16 protein-coding genes and 1 pseudogene are annotated in these 17,558 nt (G+C 72.1%); 15 read left to right on the forward strand and 2 right to left on the reverse strand.

Annotation, left to right across the window (positions count from 1 at the left end; translation table 11 throughout):
• Nucleotides 1-95: 95 nt before the first annotated feature.
• The 14 genes from ACTWQO_RS22410 (at nucleotide 96) to fabG (ending at nucleotide 15,289) form a co-directional block, all read left to right on the forward strand.
• Nucleotides 96-962, forward strand: a complete 867-nt coding sequence (locus ACTWQO_RS22410; protein ID WP_443239114.1) for a 2-amino-3,7-dideoxy-D-threo-hept-6-ulosonate synthase — start codon at nucleotides 96-98, stop codon at nucleotides 960-962.
• Nucleotides 959-2,191, forward strand: coding sequence for a 3-dehydroquinate synthase II family protein (locus tag ACTWQO_RS22415; RefSeq protein ID WP_443239115.1), 1,233 nt, complete (start codon nucleotides 959-961; stop codon nucleotides 2,189-2,191). Before ACTWQO_RS22410 ends, ACTWQO_RS22415 begins: the two co-directional genes overlap by 4 nt.
• Complete coding sequence (locus ACTWQO_RS22420; protein ID WP_443239116.1) at nucleotides 2,191-3,600, forward strand: class I adenylate-forming enzyme family protein; 1,410 nt, start codon at nucleotides 2,191-2,193, stop codon at nucleotides 3,598-3,600. Before ACTWQO_RS22415 ends, ACTWQO_RS22420 begins: the two co-directional genes overlap by 1 nt.
• 148 nt (nucleotides 3,601-3,748) lie before the next feature.
• A complete protein-coding gene (locus ACTWQO_RS22425) occupies nucleotides 3,749-4,024 on the forward strand; it encodes an acyl carrier protein (RefSeq protein WP_443239117.1) in 276 nt (91 codons plus the stop codon).
• Complete coding sequence (locus tag ACTWQO_RS22430; RefSeq protein ID WP_443239118.1) at nucleotides 4,021-4,332, forward strand: acyl carrier protein; 312 nt, start codon at nucleotides 4,021-4,023, stop codon at nucleotides 4,330-4,332. Before ACTWQO_RS22425 ends, ACTWQO_RS22430 begins: the two co-directional genes overlap by 4 nt.
• Nucleotides 4,322-5,548: a beta-ketoacyl-[acyl-carrier-protein] synthase family protein gene (locus tag ACTWQO_RS22435; protein WP_443239119.1), complete on the forward strand. Its 1,227-nt coding sequence runs from the start codon at nucleotides 4,322-4,324 to the stop codon at nucleotides 5,546-5,548. Before ACTWQO_RS22430 ends, ACTWQO_RS22435 begins: the two co-directional genes overlap by 11 nt.
• Nucleotides 5,545-6,393, forward strand: a complete 849-nt coding sequence (locus ACTWQO_RS22440) for a hypothetical protein (protein WP_443239120.1) — start codon at nucleotides 5,545-5,547, stop codon at nucleotides 6,391-6,393. The genes ACTWQO_RS22435 and ACTWQO_RS22440 overlap by 4 nt, the downstream gene beginning before the upstream one ends.
• Entirely contained in the window at nucleotides 6,380-8,068 is a 1,689-nt protein-coding gene (locus tag ACTWQO_RS22445; RefSeq protein WP_443239121.1) for an AMP-binding protein, read from the forward strand. Before ACTWQO_RS22440 ends, ACTWQO_RS22445 begins: the two co-directional genes overlap by 14 nt.
• A complete protein-coding gene (locus tag ACTWQO_RS22450; protein WP_443239122.1) occupies nucleotides 8,065-8,628 on the forward strand; it encodes a hypothetical protein in 564 nt (187 codons plus the stop codon). The genes ACTWQO_RS22445 and ACTWQO_RS22450 overlap by 4 nt, the downstream gene beginning before the upstream one ends.
• 3 nt (nucleotides 8,629-8,631) lie before the next feature.
• Complete coding sequence (locus tag ACTWQO_RS22455; RefSeq protein WP_443239123.1) at nucleotides 8,632-9,558, forward strand: NAD-dependent epimerase/dehydratase family protein; 927 nt, start codon at nucleotides 8,632-8,634, stop codon at nucleotides 9,556-9,558.
• Entirely contained in the window at nucleotides 9,555-11,543 is a 1,989-nt protein-coding gene (locus ACTWQO_RS22460; protein ID WP_443239124.1) for an FAD/NAD(P)-binding protein, read from the forward strand. Before ACTWQO_RS22455 ends, ACTWQO_RS22460 begins: the two co-directional genes overlap by 4 nt.
• A gap of 5 nt (nucleotides 11,544-11,548) precedes the next feature.
• A complete protein-coding gene (locus ACTWQO_RS22465) occupies nucleotides 11,549-12,964 on the forward strand; it encodes a class-II fumarase/aspartase family protein (protein WP_443239125.1) in 1,416 nt (471 codons plus the stop codon).
• Nucleotides 12,961-14,694, forward strand: a complete 1,734-nt coding sequence (locus ACTWQO_RS22470; RefSeq protein ID WP_443239126.1) for an MFS transporter — start codon at nucleotides 12,961-12,963, stop codon at nucleotides 14,692-14,694. The genes ACTWQO_RS22465 and ACTWQO_RS22470 overlap by 4 nt, the downstream gene beginning before the upstream one ends.
• The gene (gene fabG, locus ACTWQO_RS22475) at nucleotides 14,603-15,289 is read left to right on the forward strand and encodes a 3-oxoacyl-ACP reductase FabG (RefSeq protein ID WP_443239127.1); all 687 of its coding nucleotides are present in this window, start codon (nucleotides 14,603-14,605) and stop codon (nucleotides 15,287-15,289) included. Before ACTWQO_RS22470 ends, fabG begins: the two co-directional genes overlap by 92 nt.
• Nucleotides 15,290-15,402: 113 nt before the next feature.
• Here the strand turns inward: fabG and ACTWQO_RS22480 are convergent, their stop codons facing one another.
• Nucleotides 15,403-16,197, reverse strand: coding sequence for a VOC family protein (locus ACTWQO_RS22480; RefSeq protein WP_443239128.1), 795 nt, complete (start codon nucleotides 16,195-16,197; stop codon nucleotides 15,403-15,405).
• 297 nt (nucleotides 16,198-16,494) lie between these two features.
• On the opposite strand from ACTWQO_RS22480, the gene ACTWQO_RS22485 reads away from it, so the two are divergent.
• Nucleotides 16,495-17,349, forward strand: coding sequence for a sulfurtransferase (locus ACTWQO_RS22485; protein ID WP_443239129.1), 855 nt, complete (start codon nucleotides 16,495-16,497; stop codon nucleotides 17,347-17,349).
• A 67-nt stretch (nucleotides 17,350-17,416) separates the two neighbouring features.
• Here the strand turns inward: ACTWQO_RS22485 and ACTWQO_RS22490 are convergent.
• A pseudogene (locus tag ACTWQO_RS22490) lies at nucleotides 17,417-17,558 on the reverse strand (septation protein SepH); the annotation flags it as partial.

Here is a 17,558-nt window from a genome sequence, read left to right on the forward strand (position 1 = left end):
ACGACCATCGTTTTTCGGACACCGGAACCCCAAACGGGAAAGCCGCTGCCGGACCTTTGCCATTCAGCCTTTTGGGCTGGGGAGGCGCATTATCCATGCTGAAAACTGGCAAGTCATTGCGTCTACGAAGACTGTCGTTGGCGGGTGATGACCGATATCTGTTCGTCCCGCTCGACCACAGCGTGTCGGACGGCCCGCTCGTCCCCGCCGGCCAATGGGACGATCTGTTGCGGGCGCTGGTGGCCGGCGGGGCCGACGGGATCATCGTCCACAAGGGACGTGCCCGTGCCCTCGCGCCGGAGGTCCTCAGAAGCTGCGCGCTGGTGGTGCACCTGAGCGCCAGCACCGCCTGCTCCGCCGATGTCGATGCCAAGGTGCTGGTCGGCGACGTCGAGGAAGCGCTGCGGCTCGGCGCGGACGCGGTCAGCGTCCATGTGAACATCGGCTCGGACACCGAGGGTCAGCAGCTCGCGGATCTGGGGGCGGTGGCCCGCTCCTGTGATGACTGGGGCATGCCGCTGATCGCGATGATCTACCCGCGGGGCCCTCGGATCGACAACCCGCGCGATCCCGCCCTCCTCGCGCATCTGGTCAATGTCGCCGCGGACCTGGGCGCCGACATGGTGAAGACCTCTGTCGCCCTGCCGCTCGAGCGGATGGGCGAGGTGGTGGCCCACAGCCCCATCCCGGTCCTGGCGGCCGGAGGGCCGCCGGACGGCTCCGACCTCATCGAGTACGGCACCGCGGTGATGGCCTCCGGCTGTCAGGGGCTGGCCGTCGGTCGCCGGATCTTTTCGGCCCCCTCGCCCGCCTCTCTGGTGGCTGGGCTCGCCGCGGTCGTGCACGGCCGCGGCGCGGGCGGCACCACGCCGGAGGACACCAGGCAGGCGACGCATCCAGACGGAACGACCAATGACATGGGCATGACTCATTACTCGACGATCGGGGCAGGTGTCGCATGAGGTTCGCGTGGATCGATCTCCGTGAAGTCCCACGGCCGCAGCTCCAGGCGGTGGTGGACGCGGCCATCCACACCCGGATGGCCGGGGTGCTGGCCACCGATGCCGAGCTGCTCGGGACGCTGCCCCCGACCATCACCCGGGTGCTGGTCCCCGCGAGTCCGGCCACGGCCGGCGCGAAGAAGCCGGGCGACAAGGAGGCGCAGGGCACCGGGGGCACGAAGAACGCCAAGGGCGCCAAGGAGGCGAAGTCCGCGGTCGACGCCACTTCCTCAGCCGCCGTCACTTCCCCGGCCGGAGCCGGAATCGACGTCCTGCTGCGGCAGTTCAGCACCCAGGACGAGCTGGACGCGCTCGCCGCCGACAACCGTGCCGCCGATGGCACACCCGCCGTCGGCCTCATCGACGTACGGGACGACCGCACCCTGCAACTGTCGTGCGCGGGCGCCGTGGCGCTGCCGTACACCGTCATCCACTTCGCCGACCCGACCAAGATCCCTCTGGAGATCGTGCTCGCCGCAGCGGACTCCGCCGACGGCAAGCTGGTGACGGTCGTCGACGATCTGGAAGAGGCCGCGATCGTCTTCGACGTCCTTGAGCGCGGCTCGGACGGCATCCTCTACGCGCCCCGCAGCGCCGACGAGGTGTTCGCGCTGGCACGGCTGCTGGAGGCCACCACGCCCCAGCTGGAGCTGTCCACGCTGACCGTGGAGAGCATCCGGCACGTCGGGCTCGGCGACCGGGTCTGCGTGGACACCTGCTCGCACTTCGATGAGGACGAAGGCATCCTCGTCGGCTCGTACTCCTCCGGGTTCGTGCTCTGCTGCAGCGAGACCCATCCGCTGCCGTACATGCCGACCAGGCCGTTCCGGGTCAACGCCGGTGCCCTGCACTCGTACACGCTGGGGCCCGAAAACCGCACCAGCTACCTGAGCGAGGTCGGCTCCGGGATGGCCCTGCTGGCGGTCGGCGCCGACGGCCGCACCCGGCGGGTCGTGGTCGGCCGGGCCAAACTCGAATCCCGGCCGCTCCTTGAGATCCGCACCCACGCCGAGGACGGACAGCTGGTCAGCCTGACGGTGCAGGACGACTGGCACGTACGGGTGCTCGGCCCGGGCGGGAAGGTCCTCAACGTCACCGAACTGCAGACCGGCGACGAGCTGCTCGGCTATCTGGCCCAGGACAAGCGCCATGTGGGCCTGCCGATCGGCGAGTTCTGCAAGGAGGTCTGATGGGTGAGTCAGTTGACCTCGTGGATGACGCGGACGACGAGATGGGTCCCTTCATCCAGCGGCTGTTCGACGCGCGGGACGACGGACTGCGGTATCTGACGCACCAGCAGGAGACCGTCACCCGGGCCGAGTTGAGGGAGCGGGTCGGCAAGCAGGCCGCCGTCTTCGCCGGATACGGCATCGGCCCCGGCAGCACGGTGGGCCTGCGGACGCCGCCCAGCTTCACCCAGGTCGAGGTGCTGCTCGCGCTGTGGCGGCTGGGCGCCCAGGTGCTGCTCTTCGACTTCCGGCTCAAACCGGCCGAGGTGGAGGCGCTCTGCGTGTCCTGCCGGCCGCAGTTCATGGTCAGCGCCGGTGTCAACGTCCGGGCGACGTTCGGTTTCCGGCCCGAGTACGAGGTCGTCACCGAGCGCCGCGGCACCGGCCGGGCCGCCACCACCGGACACCGGCTGGTCCAGTTCAGCTCGGGCTCCACCGGGAAGCCGAAGGTGATCGGCAGGACCGCCCGCTCGCTCGCCGCCGAGGTGGAGGCGTTCGCCGCGGTCCCCGGCATGCCGGGCGAGGGCGACCGGCTGCTGCTGCTCAGTTCGACGGCGCACAGCTTCGGCCTGATCGGCGGGCTGCTGCACTCGCTGGCGGCCGGTGCCTCTGTCGTCTTCGCACCCCGCGTCTCCGCCCGTGACCTGCTGCGGACCGCGGTGGAACACCGGATCACCGCCGTCTTCGGGGTGCCGATGCACTACGAACTGCTCGCCGCCGCCGTCGATCCCCCCGCACTGCCCGACCTGCGGATCGCGGTGTCGGGCGGTGAGCTGATGCCCCCGGAGGTCGCGGCACGGTTCGCCGAACGCTACGGCGTACCGGTCGGCGAGGCGTACGGGACCACGGAGACCGGCATCGTCGCCATCGACGTCGGCGGCACGCTGCGACCGTCGGTCGGCCGGGCCGCACCGGGTGTGGTGCTGCGTGAGCACGAGGGCGAACTGGACGTCGCCCTCGACGAGTCGCCCTATCTCTTCGACTCGGGCGGTACGCAGTACGCGGACGGCTGGCTGCACACCCGCGACCGGGCCACGGTGGACGGCACAGGAGCGGTCCGGGTGCACGGCCGCGCTGACTCCCTCGTCGTGATCGGCGGGCTCAAGGTGGACCTCACCGAGGTCGAGAACGTGATCCGCGAGCACCCGGCGGTCGAGCAGGCGGTCCTGGTCCACGAGGGCATGACCGAGGCGTATGTCGCGGTGGCCGCCGGGTACGAGCCGCCCTCCGCCGAGGAGTTGCTGCGCTGGTGCCGGGAGCGGCTGGCCGACTACAAGTTGCCGCGGGTGATCCGGGTCCTGGAGTCCTTGCCCCGCACGTCCAACGGAAAGCTGGTGCGCCAGGCGGATGCGCTTCGCTCCGCTGGGTGAGCCGGGGTACGCCGGTTGTTTGTTGTCTGCGGGTGCGTTGTGGCTGGTCGCGCAGTTCCCCGCGCCCCTAAAGGGGCGCGTCCCCCTGGCGCCCGCATGAAGGGGCGCCCAACTCACTCACGTGAACCACTCACTGGAGATTCTGATCATGAGTACGTCAACCTTGGAAGACGAGATCCGCGAGTTCGTCCTGGCCTCTGTCATCGACGAGATGAACATCCTGACGAGCCGCGACGGCATCACGGACGAGAGTCCGGTGACCGTCGGCGGGCTGGATGTGGACTCACTGAGCCTCATCGAGCTCACCCTGCGGCTGGAGACGCGGTTCGGAGTGGAGATCCCGGACACCGACATCGAGTCCCTGGCCTCCCTGACCCTCGGCGGACTCGTCGCCGAGGTCGTCCGACGCGGTGCGAAGGCATGAGCGCGGGAGCCACGGCCAGCGACGCGGGCTCCTCGCTGTCCGCCATCACGACCGACACCGTCCGGGAGCTGCTGTCGGACCGCAAGATCTTCCCCGGGTTGCCGGACGACCTGGGCGAGGATGCCGAACTGGTCCTGGATTCCCTCGGGTTGGTGTGGCTGCTGCACGTGGTGGAGGAGCGCTATGGCCTGGTCGTGGAGCCCACCGACGAGGACATCGCCGGGCTGACCTCGCTCCGGCGGCTCACCGCGTTTCTGCGCGCCGCCCAGACGGACCGGGCGGAGGGAGGCGGCGGCGATGAGCGGTGAGGTGACGGTGACCGGTTTCGGCGTACGCACCGCGTTCGGTACGGGCGCCGAGGCCCTCCGGCGCGGGGTCTTCGCGGGCGTCCCCTCGTTCGGACCCACCACGAGGTTCGACACCGGCCCGTACCGTACGCCGATGGCTGCCGCAGCCCCGGACGGACCCGACGCTGTCGAGGACTGGGCGCTGCGGCACGCGCTCGCCCGGTGCGGCGCGGAAGCCCTCGACATGGCCGGCCTGAGCCCGGGCACGGAGGCGGCGGTCCTGCTCGGCGTCGCCGGGGACCACACCAGCGTCACCCGCTACTGGCGAACCGCCGCCGACTCCCCGTCCCCATCCCCAGAGCCCGTCCCGGACAGTCCAGGCGACCCGAACGGCCCGGACAGCGCAACGGGCCGGAACGCCGACGCCGTGCCCGCGCACCTAACCGAGTTGCTGGCCGGCGGCCTCGGGCTCACCGGGCCGCGGCTCACCTTCACCAATGCCTGTGTCGCCTCCGCCGCCGCGATCATCCACGCGTGCCGGCTGATCTCCTCCGGCCGGATCGACACGGCGGTCTGCGCGGGCGGATACCTGGTGGAGGAGGAGACCTTCGGCAAGTTCGACTCCGGCCGGGCACTGTCCCGCGACGGCATGGTGCGCCCGTTCAGCGCCGACCGCAGCGGGCTGCTGCTCGGTGACGGGGTGGCGGCCGTCGTGCTGGAGTCCGCCGAGCACGCCCGGCGCCGCGGTGCCCGGCCGCTGACGACCATCGCGGGCTGGGGCGCGGCCACGGACGCCCACCACATCGCCCAGCCGCACCCGGAGGGTGTCGGCCTGGCCCGCGCGGCACGCCAGGCGCTGCGGCTCGCCGGCGACCCGGACGGCGCGACCCTCGGCTATGTCAACGCCCACGGCACCGGCACCAAGTACAACGACGGTGCCGAGACCCGAGGACTGCGAGCCGCCTTCCCGGAGCGGGCCGAGTCGATACCGGTCAGCTCCACCAAGAGCACCACCGGCCACCTCCTGGAGGCGGCGGGCGTCGTGGAGTTCGTGATCACGATGCTGGCCCTGATGGACGGCGTACTGCCGCCGACCGCCGGATTCGGCCGCGCGGACCCCGAATGCGACCTGGACTACGTACCGAACCAGCCGCGCCAGGCCGACCCGCGCCGGGCCCTCACCATCAACGCCGCCTTCGGGGGCGCCAACACCGCACTCGTGCTGGAGCGGCCATGACGACGGAGAAGATCGAGAAGACGGTACTCCGCTCGCCCCTCGGCATCCTCGCGACCGCCACCGCGACCCACGGCACCGGGCAGCCCGAGTCCGAGGCCAACGCAGACAACACAGACATCCCGCTGCCGCGACTGCCCGGCTTCGTGGAGTCGGCCTTCAGCCCGCTGGCGTACGAGGTCAGCAGGCAGTGCCTGACCGAACGGCCCGGGGACGGCGCACGTACCGCCGTGGCGCTGGCCACCCTGATGGGGGACACCACGACGGCGGACCTGGCCAGCCGGCGCATGGTCTCCGGCCGGGTCCACAACCCGCTGCTGTTCATGCAGGCCACCGCCAATGCCGTACTGGGCTATACGAGCCAGGAGTTCGGGATCACCGGGCAGACGTTCAGCCTCTCCACTCTCGACGACCCCGTGGCCGAACTGCTGGCCATGGCCGATCTGCTGCTGGAGGACCCGGAGCTGGACCGGGTCCTGGTGCTGGGCGTGGAGCTGGGAGGTGGCGAGCGGCTGGCCGCCGCGTACCGGGAACTGGCCGCCGACAGCGGCCGCCCGGTCCCGGACCTGCCCGCGACCGCCGGCCTGGCGGCGGCAGTGCTGCTGGGCCGTCCCGGAGGCGAGGCACCGGTGTCGGTCCGGTCGGCCGAGGCGTACGACGCCGACGACACAGGGGCGGCCGGGCATCCCGGAAGCATCCAGGGCCTGTTCGACCTGGCCGCCGCCCACCGCCGACTGCTGCGGGACGGCGGCAGCCACCTCCTGGTGACCGAGCCCCGGTCGCCCGCATTCATCCTCACCGCCGGCGCTGAAGCAAGGAACGAGACGGAGAACCATGCTCATCAGTAGGCAGGAGCGGGCACGGATCTGCTCCGACACCGAACTCGGCGCCGGCAACATCCTGGAGCGCCTGAAGGCGTACGGCCGCCCGCTCGACGAGCCCGTGCTGCGGACGGACGGCAACTGGCAGACGCCGGACGGCCGCCGTCCCGAGGTGCTGACGCTACGTCAGCTCTGCGAGGTCGTCGAGACGTACGCGGGCTGGTACGCGGCCCACGGCGTGGCACCCCGCGACCCGGTCGCCGTGCACTCCCACTCCAGTGCCGAGAACGCGGTGAACTACCTGGCCCTGACGTCTCTCGGCGCGATCCCGTCGCTCGTCAACGGCAACCTGCGCCCCGAGATCGCCCGCGAGTACGTGCGCCGTCAGGGTGCGGTGGGCGCGTTCACGGACGCCGAGCACCACTCCGTGCTGTCGGGCCCGGAGTCGGGGCTCGGCTTCTGCGTGACCGCCGACGTGATCGGGCCGGAGTTCCGCGAGCGGCTGCCGCAGTCGTACCCGTACCGGCACGACCCCACCGACCCGGTGATCATCTCGCACTCCTCCGGGACCACCGGCATGCCCAAGGGCGTGCCGCACACCCACCGGACGCTCATGTACTCGCAGGTGCACCGGCTGCGCTACTCCACCGGAGCCGACATGGCGCGCACCCTGGTGGCGCTGCCGGGCCCGCACAACGCCTCCATCGCGACTCTGCTGTACTGCCTGCTGCTGCGCGCGGACATCAAGCTGCTCTCCAGCCAGCGCGGCACCGAAGTGCTCGACGCCATCGAGGAGTTCCGGCCGAGCACGGTACTGGCCTTCGCCGGAACCTTCGGTGAGATGGCCGGGGAGAACCTGGAGGCCCGTGACCTGTCCAGCGTCGAGGTGTGGTTCAACACCGGCGACGCGGCGCACGAGGCGCATATCCGGGCCCTGGTGCGGCATGGCGTTCGCGAGGAGATCAGCAGGGACGGCGGGGTTCTGCGCCGCAGGCGGGTCGAGGGTTCCGTCTTCATCGACGGGCTCGGCTCCTCCGAGGTCGGCCACTCGATCTTCCACAACCGGCACACCAAGGACACCTCCGCGTACTCACGCTGCATCGGCAAGCCGTTCAGCTTCGCCGAGGCCGCCGTGCTCGCCGAGGACGGCACCCCGCTGCCGCCCGGGGAGATCGGCCGCCTCGGCCTGAAGTCGCCGACGATCACGCCCGGTTACTGGAACGACTCGCTGACCTGGAACCGGATGCGGCTGGGCGGCTACTGGCTTCCCGGGGATCTCGCCTACCAGGACGAGGAAGGCAACTTCTACCACCTGGACAGGGCGACCGACGCCATCCGGACCCGCGACGGAATCCTGTTCAGCACCCGCACCGAGGAACTGCTGCTGCGGGAGCTGCCCGAACTGGCCGACTGCACCGTCGTCGGGGTCGCCCCGGCCGGCGTACGGGCGGACTGGGACGGCGACGGAGAAGCCGAGGCGTACGCGCTGCTCCAGCTCACGCACGACGGCGCCGACGACAACGACGACAGAGACGGCGACGAGGCGTGGACCGGGCGGGTCAACGCGGTCCTGTCGGGAGCCGGATTCCCCCCGGTGACCCGGGCCGTGCCGATGAAGCCCGACGACGTGGCCAAGGGCGCCACCGGCAAGGTCCTCAAACGCGTGATGCGCGACCGCTTCGCCGCCAAGGAGCTCGCATGAGTACGGAAACGGGTGCCGACGAAGTCAACCACCGCGCCCGGGCGTCGGAGGCGTACCGGCTGTGGTGGCAGCACGACGCCAACTGGTACCAGGGAGTGGCCGCGCGGTTCGGGCAGCAGGCCGCGAACGAGATCAACGCCGAGGCGATGCGCAAGGTCGCCCTCAAGGTCGCGCAGCAGGTCGCTCGCCGGAGCGGCCCGCTCCCCGGCACCGGCGACAGCGGCAAGGACCTGGAGGAGCTGCGCCGCCGCTACGACGACTGCGGGGACCGCATGTTCCCGCCGGAACTGCGCAACGCCTCCACCGAGGTGGAGGGTGACGACCTGATCGTGCTCACCCTGCGGCGGAACTTCGCCATCACCATGGTGCGGATGTCCGGTTCGCTGGAGGGCTACCGGTGCCCGTGCACCGACATCCACGCGGGCTGGTCCGAGGGACTCGGCGTGACCCTGACGGAGAACCGGGCCGAGAGCTGTCTGCGGGACGGGGACAAGGCGTGCCGCCTGCTGATGCGGGTCGCCACTCCTGTCGCTCCTGTCGCTTCTGGTGGGGAGGGCTGAGCCGTGCGGGTGCTGGTCGCCGGGGCCACCGGAGTGGTCGGACATCCGCTGGTGGGCGCGCTGCGGGCGCGAGGACACCAGGTGAGCGCGCTGGTACGTCACGAGTCCCGGGCAGGGGCCCCGGATGCGGACGCGGTCGTGGCCGCCGACGCCCTCGACCGTCAGGCCCTGCTGTCGGCGGTGTCGTCCGCCCGGCCCGAGGTGGTCGTCCACCAGATGTCGGCGCTGCGGCTGCTGCGCGACGACCCCGCGGGGGCCTTCGCACTGACCGCGCGGCTGCGTACCGAGGGCACCGCCAACCTGGTCGCGGCGGCCCGGGCGGCCGGTGCGCGGCGGCTGGTCGCGCAGTCCATCGCCTTCGCCGCCGCCCCGGCCGGGGATCCGGTCCTCGACGAGGACGCGCCGCTCTACGTGGACGCCCCCGACCCGGGCTGGGCCGCCACCGTACGGGCTGTCGCCGCGCTGGAGCGGCTGGTCCTGGGCGGTGGCCCGGACCTCGCGGGCGCGGTGTTGCGGTACGGCACGCTGTACGGCGCCGAGACCGCGTACGCCCGCGACGGCGGGACCGGGCAGCGGGTGCTGGCCGGGAAGCTTCCGCTGCCCGAAGGCGGCTCCGGGGTCACCTCGTTCCTGCATGTGGAGGACGCCGTGGGAGCGGCGGTGGCGGCCGTCGAGTCGGATGCCACCGGGGTCTTCCACGTGACGGACGACGACCCGGCCTCGGCCGCGCAGTGGCTGCCGCACTACGCCCGCGCGCTGGGCGGCCCGCCCCCGCGCACGGTTCCGGCGGCGATGGCGCCCCGGCTGCTCGGCTGGTTCATGGCCCACCAACTCACCGCGGCGCGCGGGGCGGCGAACGACCGGGCCCGTGCGGCGCTGGGCTGGAAGCCGCTGCGGCCGAGCTGGCGCGACGGGCTGGGCGGGGAATGACCGGGCCGGCACAGAGCGGGCCCGGTGACGCCCTCGTCATCTGTGTGATCGGTGCCGGTCCACGCGGGCTCTCGGTCCTGGAGCGGATCTGCGCCAACGCCGACGGCACCACCGGGACCACCCGTCCGGTCGTTGTCCACCTCGTCGACCCGTACCCGCCCGGCGCGGGCGCGGTGTGGCGTACCGACCAGCCGGGCGAGCTGCTGATGAACACGGTCGCCTCCCAGGTGACCCTGTTCACCGACGACAGCGTGGACTGTGCGGGGCCGTCGGTGCCGGGGCCAAGCCTGTACGAGTGGGCGCGCATGGTCAGCCTGGGAGCGTTCGCCGAGGGCTGCCCGGACCGGGTCCTGGACGAGGCGCGGCGGCTCGGCCCGGACACCTACCCGACCCGGGCATTCCACGGCCACTACCTGAAGTGGGTGTTCCGGCACCTTCTGCGCACCGCTGCTCCCCGAGTGACGGTCCACACGCACCGGGCGACCGCGGTCGCGCTGGACGACGCCCCGGACGGGCGGCAGACGGTGACCCTGGAGGACGGCGGCCTGCTGTCCGGGATGGACGCGGTGGTCCTGGCCCTCGGCCACGGGGAGCTGACCCCGAGCCAGGAGGAACGGGAGCTGCGCTCCTTCGCCGACCGGCACGGCCTGGCCTATGTGGGTCCCGCCAACCCGGCCGACGCCGATCTGAGCGGCATCCCGCCGGGCACACGGGTGGCACTGCGCGGTCTTGGGCTGAACTTCTTCGACCACCTGGCGCTGCTCACCGAGGGCCGCGGCGGCACGTTCAAGGAGAGTCAGTCCGGACTCGTGTACCTCCCGAGCGGCAACGAGCCGGTCCTGTACGCCGGTTCGCGGCGCGGTGTGCCGTACCACGCCCGGGGCGAGAACGAGAAGGGCGCACTCGGCCGCCACCACCCCCGGTTCCTCACCCCGGAGGTCATCGCCGGGCTGCGGCGGCCGGCGGACGGCGGGCAGCCCGTCACCTTTCGCCGTGACATCTGGCCGCTGATCGACCGGGAGGTCCGCACCGTCTACCACGAGGCGTGGATCCTGGCCGCCCACGGGCCCGGGGCCGCCGATGAGTTCGTACGGTCCTGTCTTGCCGGGGCCGGTCTTGCCGGGGCCGGGGAAGTGGCCCTGCTCGACCGGTACGCGGTACCGCCCGGTGAGCGGTGGGACTGGCAGCGGATCGAGCGTCCGTACGGCGAGCGGACCTTCACCGGGCGGGACGACTTCCGGCACTGGCTGCTGGACCACCTGCGCCGGGATGTCGCCGAGGCCCGGCTGGGCAATGTGAGCGGGCCGCTGAAGGCCGCGCTGGACGCCCTGCGGGACCTGCGCAACGAGATCCGGCTGGTGGTCGACCACGGCGGTGTCTCCGGTGAGTCGTACCGTGCCGAACTGGACGGCTGGTACACGCCGTTGAACGCGTTCACCTCGATCGGTCCGCCGGCCTTCCGGATCGAGCAGCTGATCGCGCTGATCGAGGCCGAGGTGCTGCACATGGTCGGTCCGCGGATGCGGGTGCGGCCCTCGGCACGCGAAGGCGGTTTCCTCGTGGACGCGGAGCTGGTGTCCGCGCCTGAGGTGCTGGTGAGCGCACTGGTCGAGGCGCGGTTGCCCGTTGTCGATCTGCGGCGGAGCACGAATCCGCTGCTGCGGGGGCTGCTGACGGCCGGCCAGTGCGGCCCGTACCGGCTGACCGGCTGGGAGACGGGTGGACTCGCTGTGACAGGGAGCCCGCCCCGGCTTGTGGACGCGGCGGGCCGGGCGCATCCGCGCCGGTTCGCCTTCGGGGTGCCGACGGAGGGCGTGCGCTGGGTGACGGCGGTCGGCATCAGGCCGGGCGTCGGCTCGGTGACGCTGGAGGACTCGGACGCGATCGCGCGGGCGGCTCTGCGGCTGGCGGGGAACGAAGTGGCGTTGTCCGCCAGCACTTTGACCGTACGTCAGACACCAGACGCAGGGGGCCGAAGAGCGTGAACGGGATGTCCGTGGGCACCGACGCGGGCCTGCTCGCCCCGACCTGGGCGGGCACGCCCGTCGCGGCCGAGGTGACCGACGAGGCATGGCTGCAGGCGATGCTGGACGCCGAAGTGGCGCTGGCCCGGGCCCAGCACGCCGTCGGGCTGACGCCCGCCGCGGCGGTGGAGGCGATCGCCTCGGTGGCCCACGCGGACCGCCTTGACCTGGTCGCCCTGGCCCATGCGGCCCGGGCCGCGGCCAACCCGGTCGTCGCGCTGGTGAGCGCCTTCACCGAGGTGGTCGCCGCCAGGGACGTGGCAGCCGCCGAGTACGTGCACCGCGGGTCGACCAGCCAGGACATCCTCGACTCGGCGGCCATGCTGGTCGCCCGCCGGGTGCTCGGCCTGATCGCCGCCGACCTGGAACGCACCGGCGCCGCCCTGGCCGCGCTGGCCGACACCCACCGCCGCACGGTCCTGGCCGGGCGCACGCTGGCCCAGCACGCGGTGCCCACCACCCTTGGCCTCAAGGCAGCGGGCTGGCTCCAACTCGTCGCCGACGCCCTGGCCCGGGTCCGTACGGTCGCGTCCGCCCTGCCGGCCCAACTCGGCGGCGCGGCAGGCACCCTGGCCGCGTACCGCGAGTACGCGGCATTGGACGGCGGGGTGGGTGAGGGCGGCGTGGAACTGCTCGCCCCCTTCGCCGAGGCACTGGGGCTGGCCGAACCGGTGCTGCCGTGGCACACCGTGCGCACTCCGATCGCCGAACTGGGCGCGGTGCTCCAGCTGGTCACCGGAGCGCTCGGGAAGTTCGCGCTCGATGTGCAGATGCTGTCCCGTACCGAGATCGCCGAGGTGTCCGAGCCCGCGGCCGCGGGACGCGGGGCCTCTTCGGCGATGCCGCAGAAGCGGAACCCCGCGCTCGCCACGCTGATCGTGGTGGCCGCCCGTCAAGTGCCCGCCCATGCCCTCGTACTGGCGCAGTGCATGCTCGCCGAGGACGAGCGGCCCGCCGGGGCATGGCACGCGGAGTGGCAGCCGCTGCGGGAGGCGCTGCGGCTGGCGGGCGGAGCCACACACACGGCCGTCGAACTCGCGGAGGGGCTGATCGTGCACCCCGAACGGATGCTCGCCAATCTTGAACTGACCGGCGGCGCCATCGTCACCGAACGGCTGACGGTGGCGCTCGCCCCGGTGCTCGGCAAGGTACGGGCGAAGAAGCTGCTGACCGCCGCCTCGGCCGAGGCCGCCGACACCGGGCGCACGATCGGCGAGGTGCTGTCCGGCCATCCCGAGGTGACGGCCCGGTTCACCCCCGACCAGCTGTCCGAACTGCTCGACCCGGCCCGCTACACGGGCGCCGCCGACGCGCTGGTCGACCGGGCGCTGCGCGGCTACGGGCACCTCGGCGACACCACGGACGACGGAGGCATCCGATGAGCACCGTGAGCCCGGCGGAACGGAAGGCCGCGCCGTCCCGGGCGTGGCCCGTCCTGGTGGTCGTGGTCTGCGCCCAGATGCTGATCTGGCTGGACACCTCGGTCCTCAACGTCGCCGTCACCACCCTCGCCGACCCGGACGAGGGCCTGGGCGCGACCCCCGCCGAACTGGAGTGGGTGGCGAGCGCCTACACCCTGGTCTTCGCCGGCACCCTCTTCGCGGGCGGCGCGCTGGCCGACCGGTTCGGCCCCCGCACCACCCTCATCGCCGGTCTGGCACTGTTCGGCGCGGCCTCCGGCGCCGGGGCGTTCGCCGGGAGCCCGGCCTGGCTGATCGTGGCGCGGGCCTTCATGGGCGCGGGCAGTGCGCTGCTGATGCCCGCGACCCTGTCGGTCATCGTGCAGAGCACGCCGGAGGAGAAACGCACCCGGGCGATAGCGATCTGGAGCTCGTCCAGCGGTCTGGGTGTGGCCGTCGGTCCGGTCGTGGGCGGGGCGCTGCTCAGCCACTTCTGGTGGGGTTCGGTGTTCCTGGTCAACGTGCCGATCGTGGCCCTGTGTCTGGCCGGGGTGGTGGCCGTCGTACCCGAACTGAAAGGTCCCCGGCGCCGGATGCTCGACCTGCCGGGGATGGGCCTGTCGGTGCTCGGCCTTGGCGGCGTGGTCTACGGGATCATCGAGCTCGGCAACGGACGGACCTGGTACGGCCCGCACGTCCTCCTCCCCCTCCTCCTGGGTGGCGCACTGCTCACCGCCTTCGTGGCCGGTCAGCGCAGGTCCCCGGCCCCCAGCCTGGACCTGCGACTGTTCCGGCAGCCCGGGTTCACGGCCGGGAGTGTGGTGCTGCTGATCGCGTTCATGGCGCTGGCCGGGCATCTGTTCTACGCGGCCTTCTATCTCCAGGGGCCCCGCGGCCTTTCCCCCGCCGACGCCGGAACCGTGATGATCGCCGCCGCGGTCGGCATCGTCCTGGGCAGCCAGGCCTCCCCGGCGATGAGCCGACTGCTGTCGGCCCGGTGGACGGTCGCGGCCGGAGTCCTGGCCACGGCCGCGACGTACGTCGGTTATCTGTGGTTCGACGGACAGACCCCCATCCTGACCGTCGCCGCGCTGCTGTGGGTGCAGGGGTTCGGGATGGGTCTGGTCGGTACGCCGGTCACGGCCGTGATGATGAGCGGGGTGCCGCCGCATCTCGCGGGCGCCGGATCGGCCGTCAACAGCGTCACACGGCAGGTGGGCGGGACGCTCGGGGTGGCGATGGCCGGCTCGGTCCTCTCCGGGGTGTACCGGGCGCGGATGGCGGACGCCGAACTGCCGGGTGACGCACAGGGGTTGACGGCGGGCGCCGAAGAGCAGGCCCGGACCTCGGCCGAGGCGGCGCGCTCGCTGGCCGGCTCGCTGCGTCTGCCGGAACTGGCGGCCACGGCCGACCGTGCCTTCCTCGACGCGATGTACGCGGCCACGTTCTGGACCGCCGTACTGGCCCTCGTCGGGTTCGCCGTGTGCGTCGTCGGGTTGCGCGCGCGGGACGTCGACAGCGGGAACAGCGGGACGGGAACATCGGAAGCGGAGAAGGCACAGGAACAGTGGAAGAGGAACGGAGGGGACGATGGGACAGGCACCGGCTCGGTCGGTTCTCGTGACCGGGGGGAACAGGGGGATCGGCCTGGCCACGGCACGCCGCTTCGCGAGGGCGGGGGACAGGGTCACGGTGACCTACCGGGGCGCTGAACCCGCCGCTTCCGAGGGACTCCTCGCAGTACGCTGCGATGTGACGGACAGTCAGCAGGTGGACCAGGCCTTCAAGGAGGCCGAGGCCGCCCACGGGCCCGTCACCGTTCTGGTCGCGAACGCGGGTGCCACCCACGACCGTCTCCTGGTTCGGATGAGTGAGGAGGACTTCACCTCCGTCGTCGACACCAACCTCACAGGTGCCTTCCGGGTTGCCCGGCGCGCGATGCGCGGGATGCTCCGCGAAGCCCACGGTCGTATCGTGCTGATCTCCTCCACGGCGGCGCTGCAAGGAGCCGCCGGACAGTCCAACTACGCGGCGGCGAAGGCGGGGCTGGTCGGTTTCGCCCGGTCGCTGACCCATGAACTCGGCCCCCGGGACATCACCTGCAATGTGGTGGCGCCCGGTCTGACCGAGACGGACATGAGCCGAGCGCTCACCGAGGAGCAGCGCCGCGACTTGCTGCGCCAGACCCCGGCCGGACGTCTCGCCCGGCCCGAAGAGGTCGCCGACGTGGTGGCGTTCCTGGCCGGTGCCGGATATGTGCGCGGCGCCGTGATCCCGGTCGACGGAGGCGCCGGGCTCGGCCATTGAGACGGGAGCGAGGCCCCGTATACGCCTTCGGCATCACGACCGACTTCGGCTCCAAGCTGTTCCAGGTCGTCGTCGATGACGTCGGCCAGGCGGGCGGTCTCCCCGGCCTGAGCTCAGGCCGGGCTCTGGACCAGGCAGAACCTCGCGCCCTCGGGGTCCGCGACCGTGGCCACGCGGCCGTGTTCGGTGTCGTGGGCCGGCTTGAGGACATGCCCGCCGAGGTCGGCGACCTGCGCGAGGCTCTCGTCGGTGTCGGCGACTTCGAAGTACGTCACCCAGTGCGGACCCCGGTCACGGGGCAGGGAGTTGCCGACGCCGTGGATACCGGCGACCGGGCGGCCGTCGATGAGCAGGGTCACGTAGTCGAAGTCGGCGGAGACCACCGGCTCCTCGTCGTAGTCGAACAGGGTCTCGTAGAACTTGGCGACGCTCGCCGTCTCGAAGGTCAGCAGCTCGTGCCAGGCCGGAGTGCCGGGCACCCCGGCGATGGCCGTGCCGCGATGCGCCGCCGCCTGCCACACGCCGAAGACCGCGCCCGACGGATCCGAACCGATCACCAGCCGCCCGGCCTCCTCCGCGTCCAGCGGCCCGACCCCGACGGTGCCGCCGCACAGCCGTACCGTCTCGGCGGTCAGATCGACGTCGTCCGAGGCGAGGTAGGGCGTCCAGGCGATGGGGAGGTGCCGGTCCGGCGGGAGCTGGCCGATGCCGGCCACTTCACAGCCGTCGAGCAGCGCCCGCAGATAAGGGCCGAGCTGCTGAGGGCCGGGCCGGAACTCCCAGCCGAACAGAGCCCCGTAGAACTCCTGGGTCGTGGCCAGTCCGTGCACCATCAGACTCACCCAGCAGGGCGTGCCGGGCGCGTGCGTTTCGCCGTTCGGGCCGGCCGACCCCCGTGCCTCGGTCATCGTCACTCTCTCCTCGACCCCTTGCGGCAGCCGTGTCGCCGCCGCTCTGCGGACCCCCGTGCCGATGCTCGCACCCCCGTGGGACCGCGCGCTCCGGGCGCGCCGCCGTTTTCGCGGCCCATGCCCGGAGAATGCCCGGTGTGCGGTTCCTCGCCCATTTCGGTGCGATTGCCGACGGATGTCGATCTGCTGTACAGCATGTGCCCGATCCCATACGCCTCGTGATCGGGGCTGTCCGGCCGAGCAGAGTAGCCGGACATGGACGATGCGGCCACCCCATACGCAAGGATGGTGGCCATGAACGCCATCATCTCCGCAACCGAACTCGCGAGCGAGCTGGCGGGAGTGACCCCGCCCGTCCTGCTCGATGTCCGCTGGCAGCTGAGCGTGGCCAAGGCGGCCGGTGAACCGCCCTTCGACGGGCGGGCCGAGTACGAGGCCGGGCACCTCCCCGGCGCGGTCTACGTCGACCTGGACCGTGAACTCGCGTCGGCACCGGGCGAGCGCGGCCGGCATCCGCTGCCCGACATGGCGGAATTCGGTACGGCCATGCGCCGGGCCGGTGTCTCGTCGTCGGTGCCCGTGGTCGTGTACGACGGCGGCCAGGGCTGGGCCGCGGCACGCGCCTGGTGGCTGCTGCGCTGGACGGGGCATCCGGATGTGCGGGTCCTCGACGGTGGGCTGCCCGCCTGGCAGGGCCCGCGGGAGACGACCGTGCCGGTGCCGGCCGAGGGCGACTTCCAGCCGGTGCCGGGGGCAGTGGACATGCTGGATGCCGATGGGGCCGCGGCGTTGGCACGCAGCGGCGTGCTTCTCGATGCGCGGGCGGGGGAGCGGTACCGGGGAGAAGTGGAGCCGATCGATCCGGTAGGCGGTCACATTCCGGGCGCCGTGTCCGCGCCCACGAACGAGAACGTGGCGCCGGACGGCCGCTTCCTCGCCGCGGACGAGCTTCGGGCCCGGTTCAAGACGCTGGGCGTGTCCGAGGACGGTCCGGAGGCAGGCGTGTACTGCGGTTCGGGAGTCTCCGGCGCCCATGAGGTACTCGCCCTGGCGGTCGCGGGGATTCCGGCGGCGTTGTACGTGGGGTCCTGGTCGGAGTGGTCCGCGGATCCGTCCCGGCCGGTGGCCGTGGGGCCGGATCCGCAATAGCCGTCCAGCCGTACGACAGTGGGGCCCGCGCCTTGGATCGGCGTGGTCCCCACTCTCGTACGACCGACTACTCCTGCTTCTTGCGCCGTGTCCCGAACACGATCTCGTCCCAGCTCGGCACCGCTGCCCGGCGGCCGGGGCGGACCCCGTCCGCTTCGGCCTGGCGGTCGGTGGAGCCGATCAGGCGGTCGCGGTGGCTGCCGACGGAC

Origin of the sequence: Streptomyces sp. 4N124 (assembly GCF_052245395.1) — a bacterium.
In the GTDB taxonomy this organism is placed as follows: domain Bacteria; phylum Actinomycetota; class Actinomycetes; order Streptomycetales; family Streptomycetaceae; genus Streptomyces.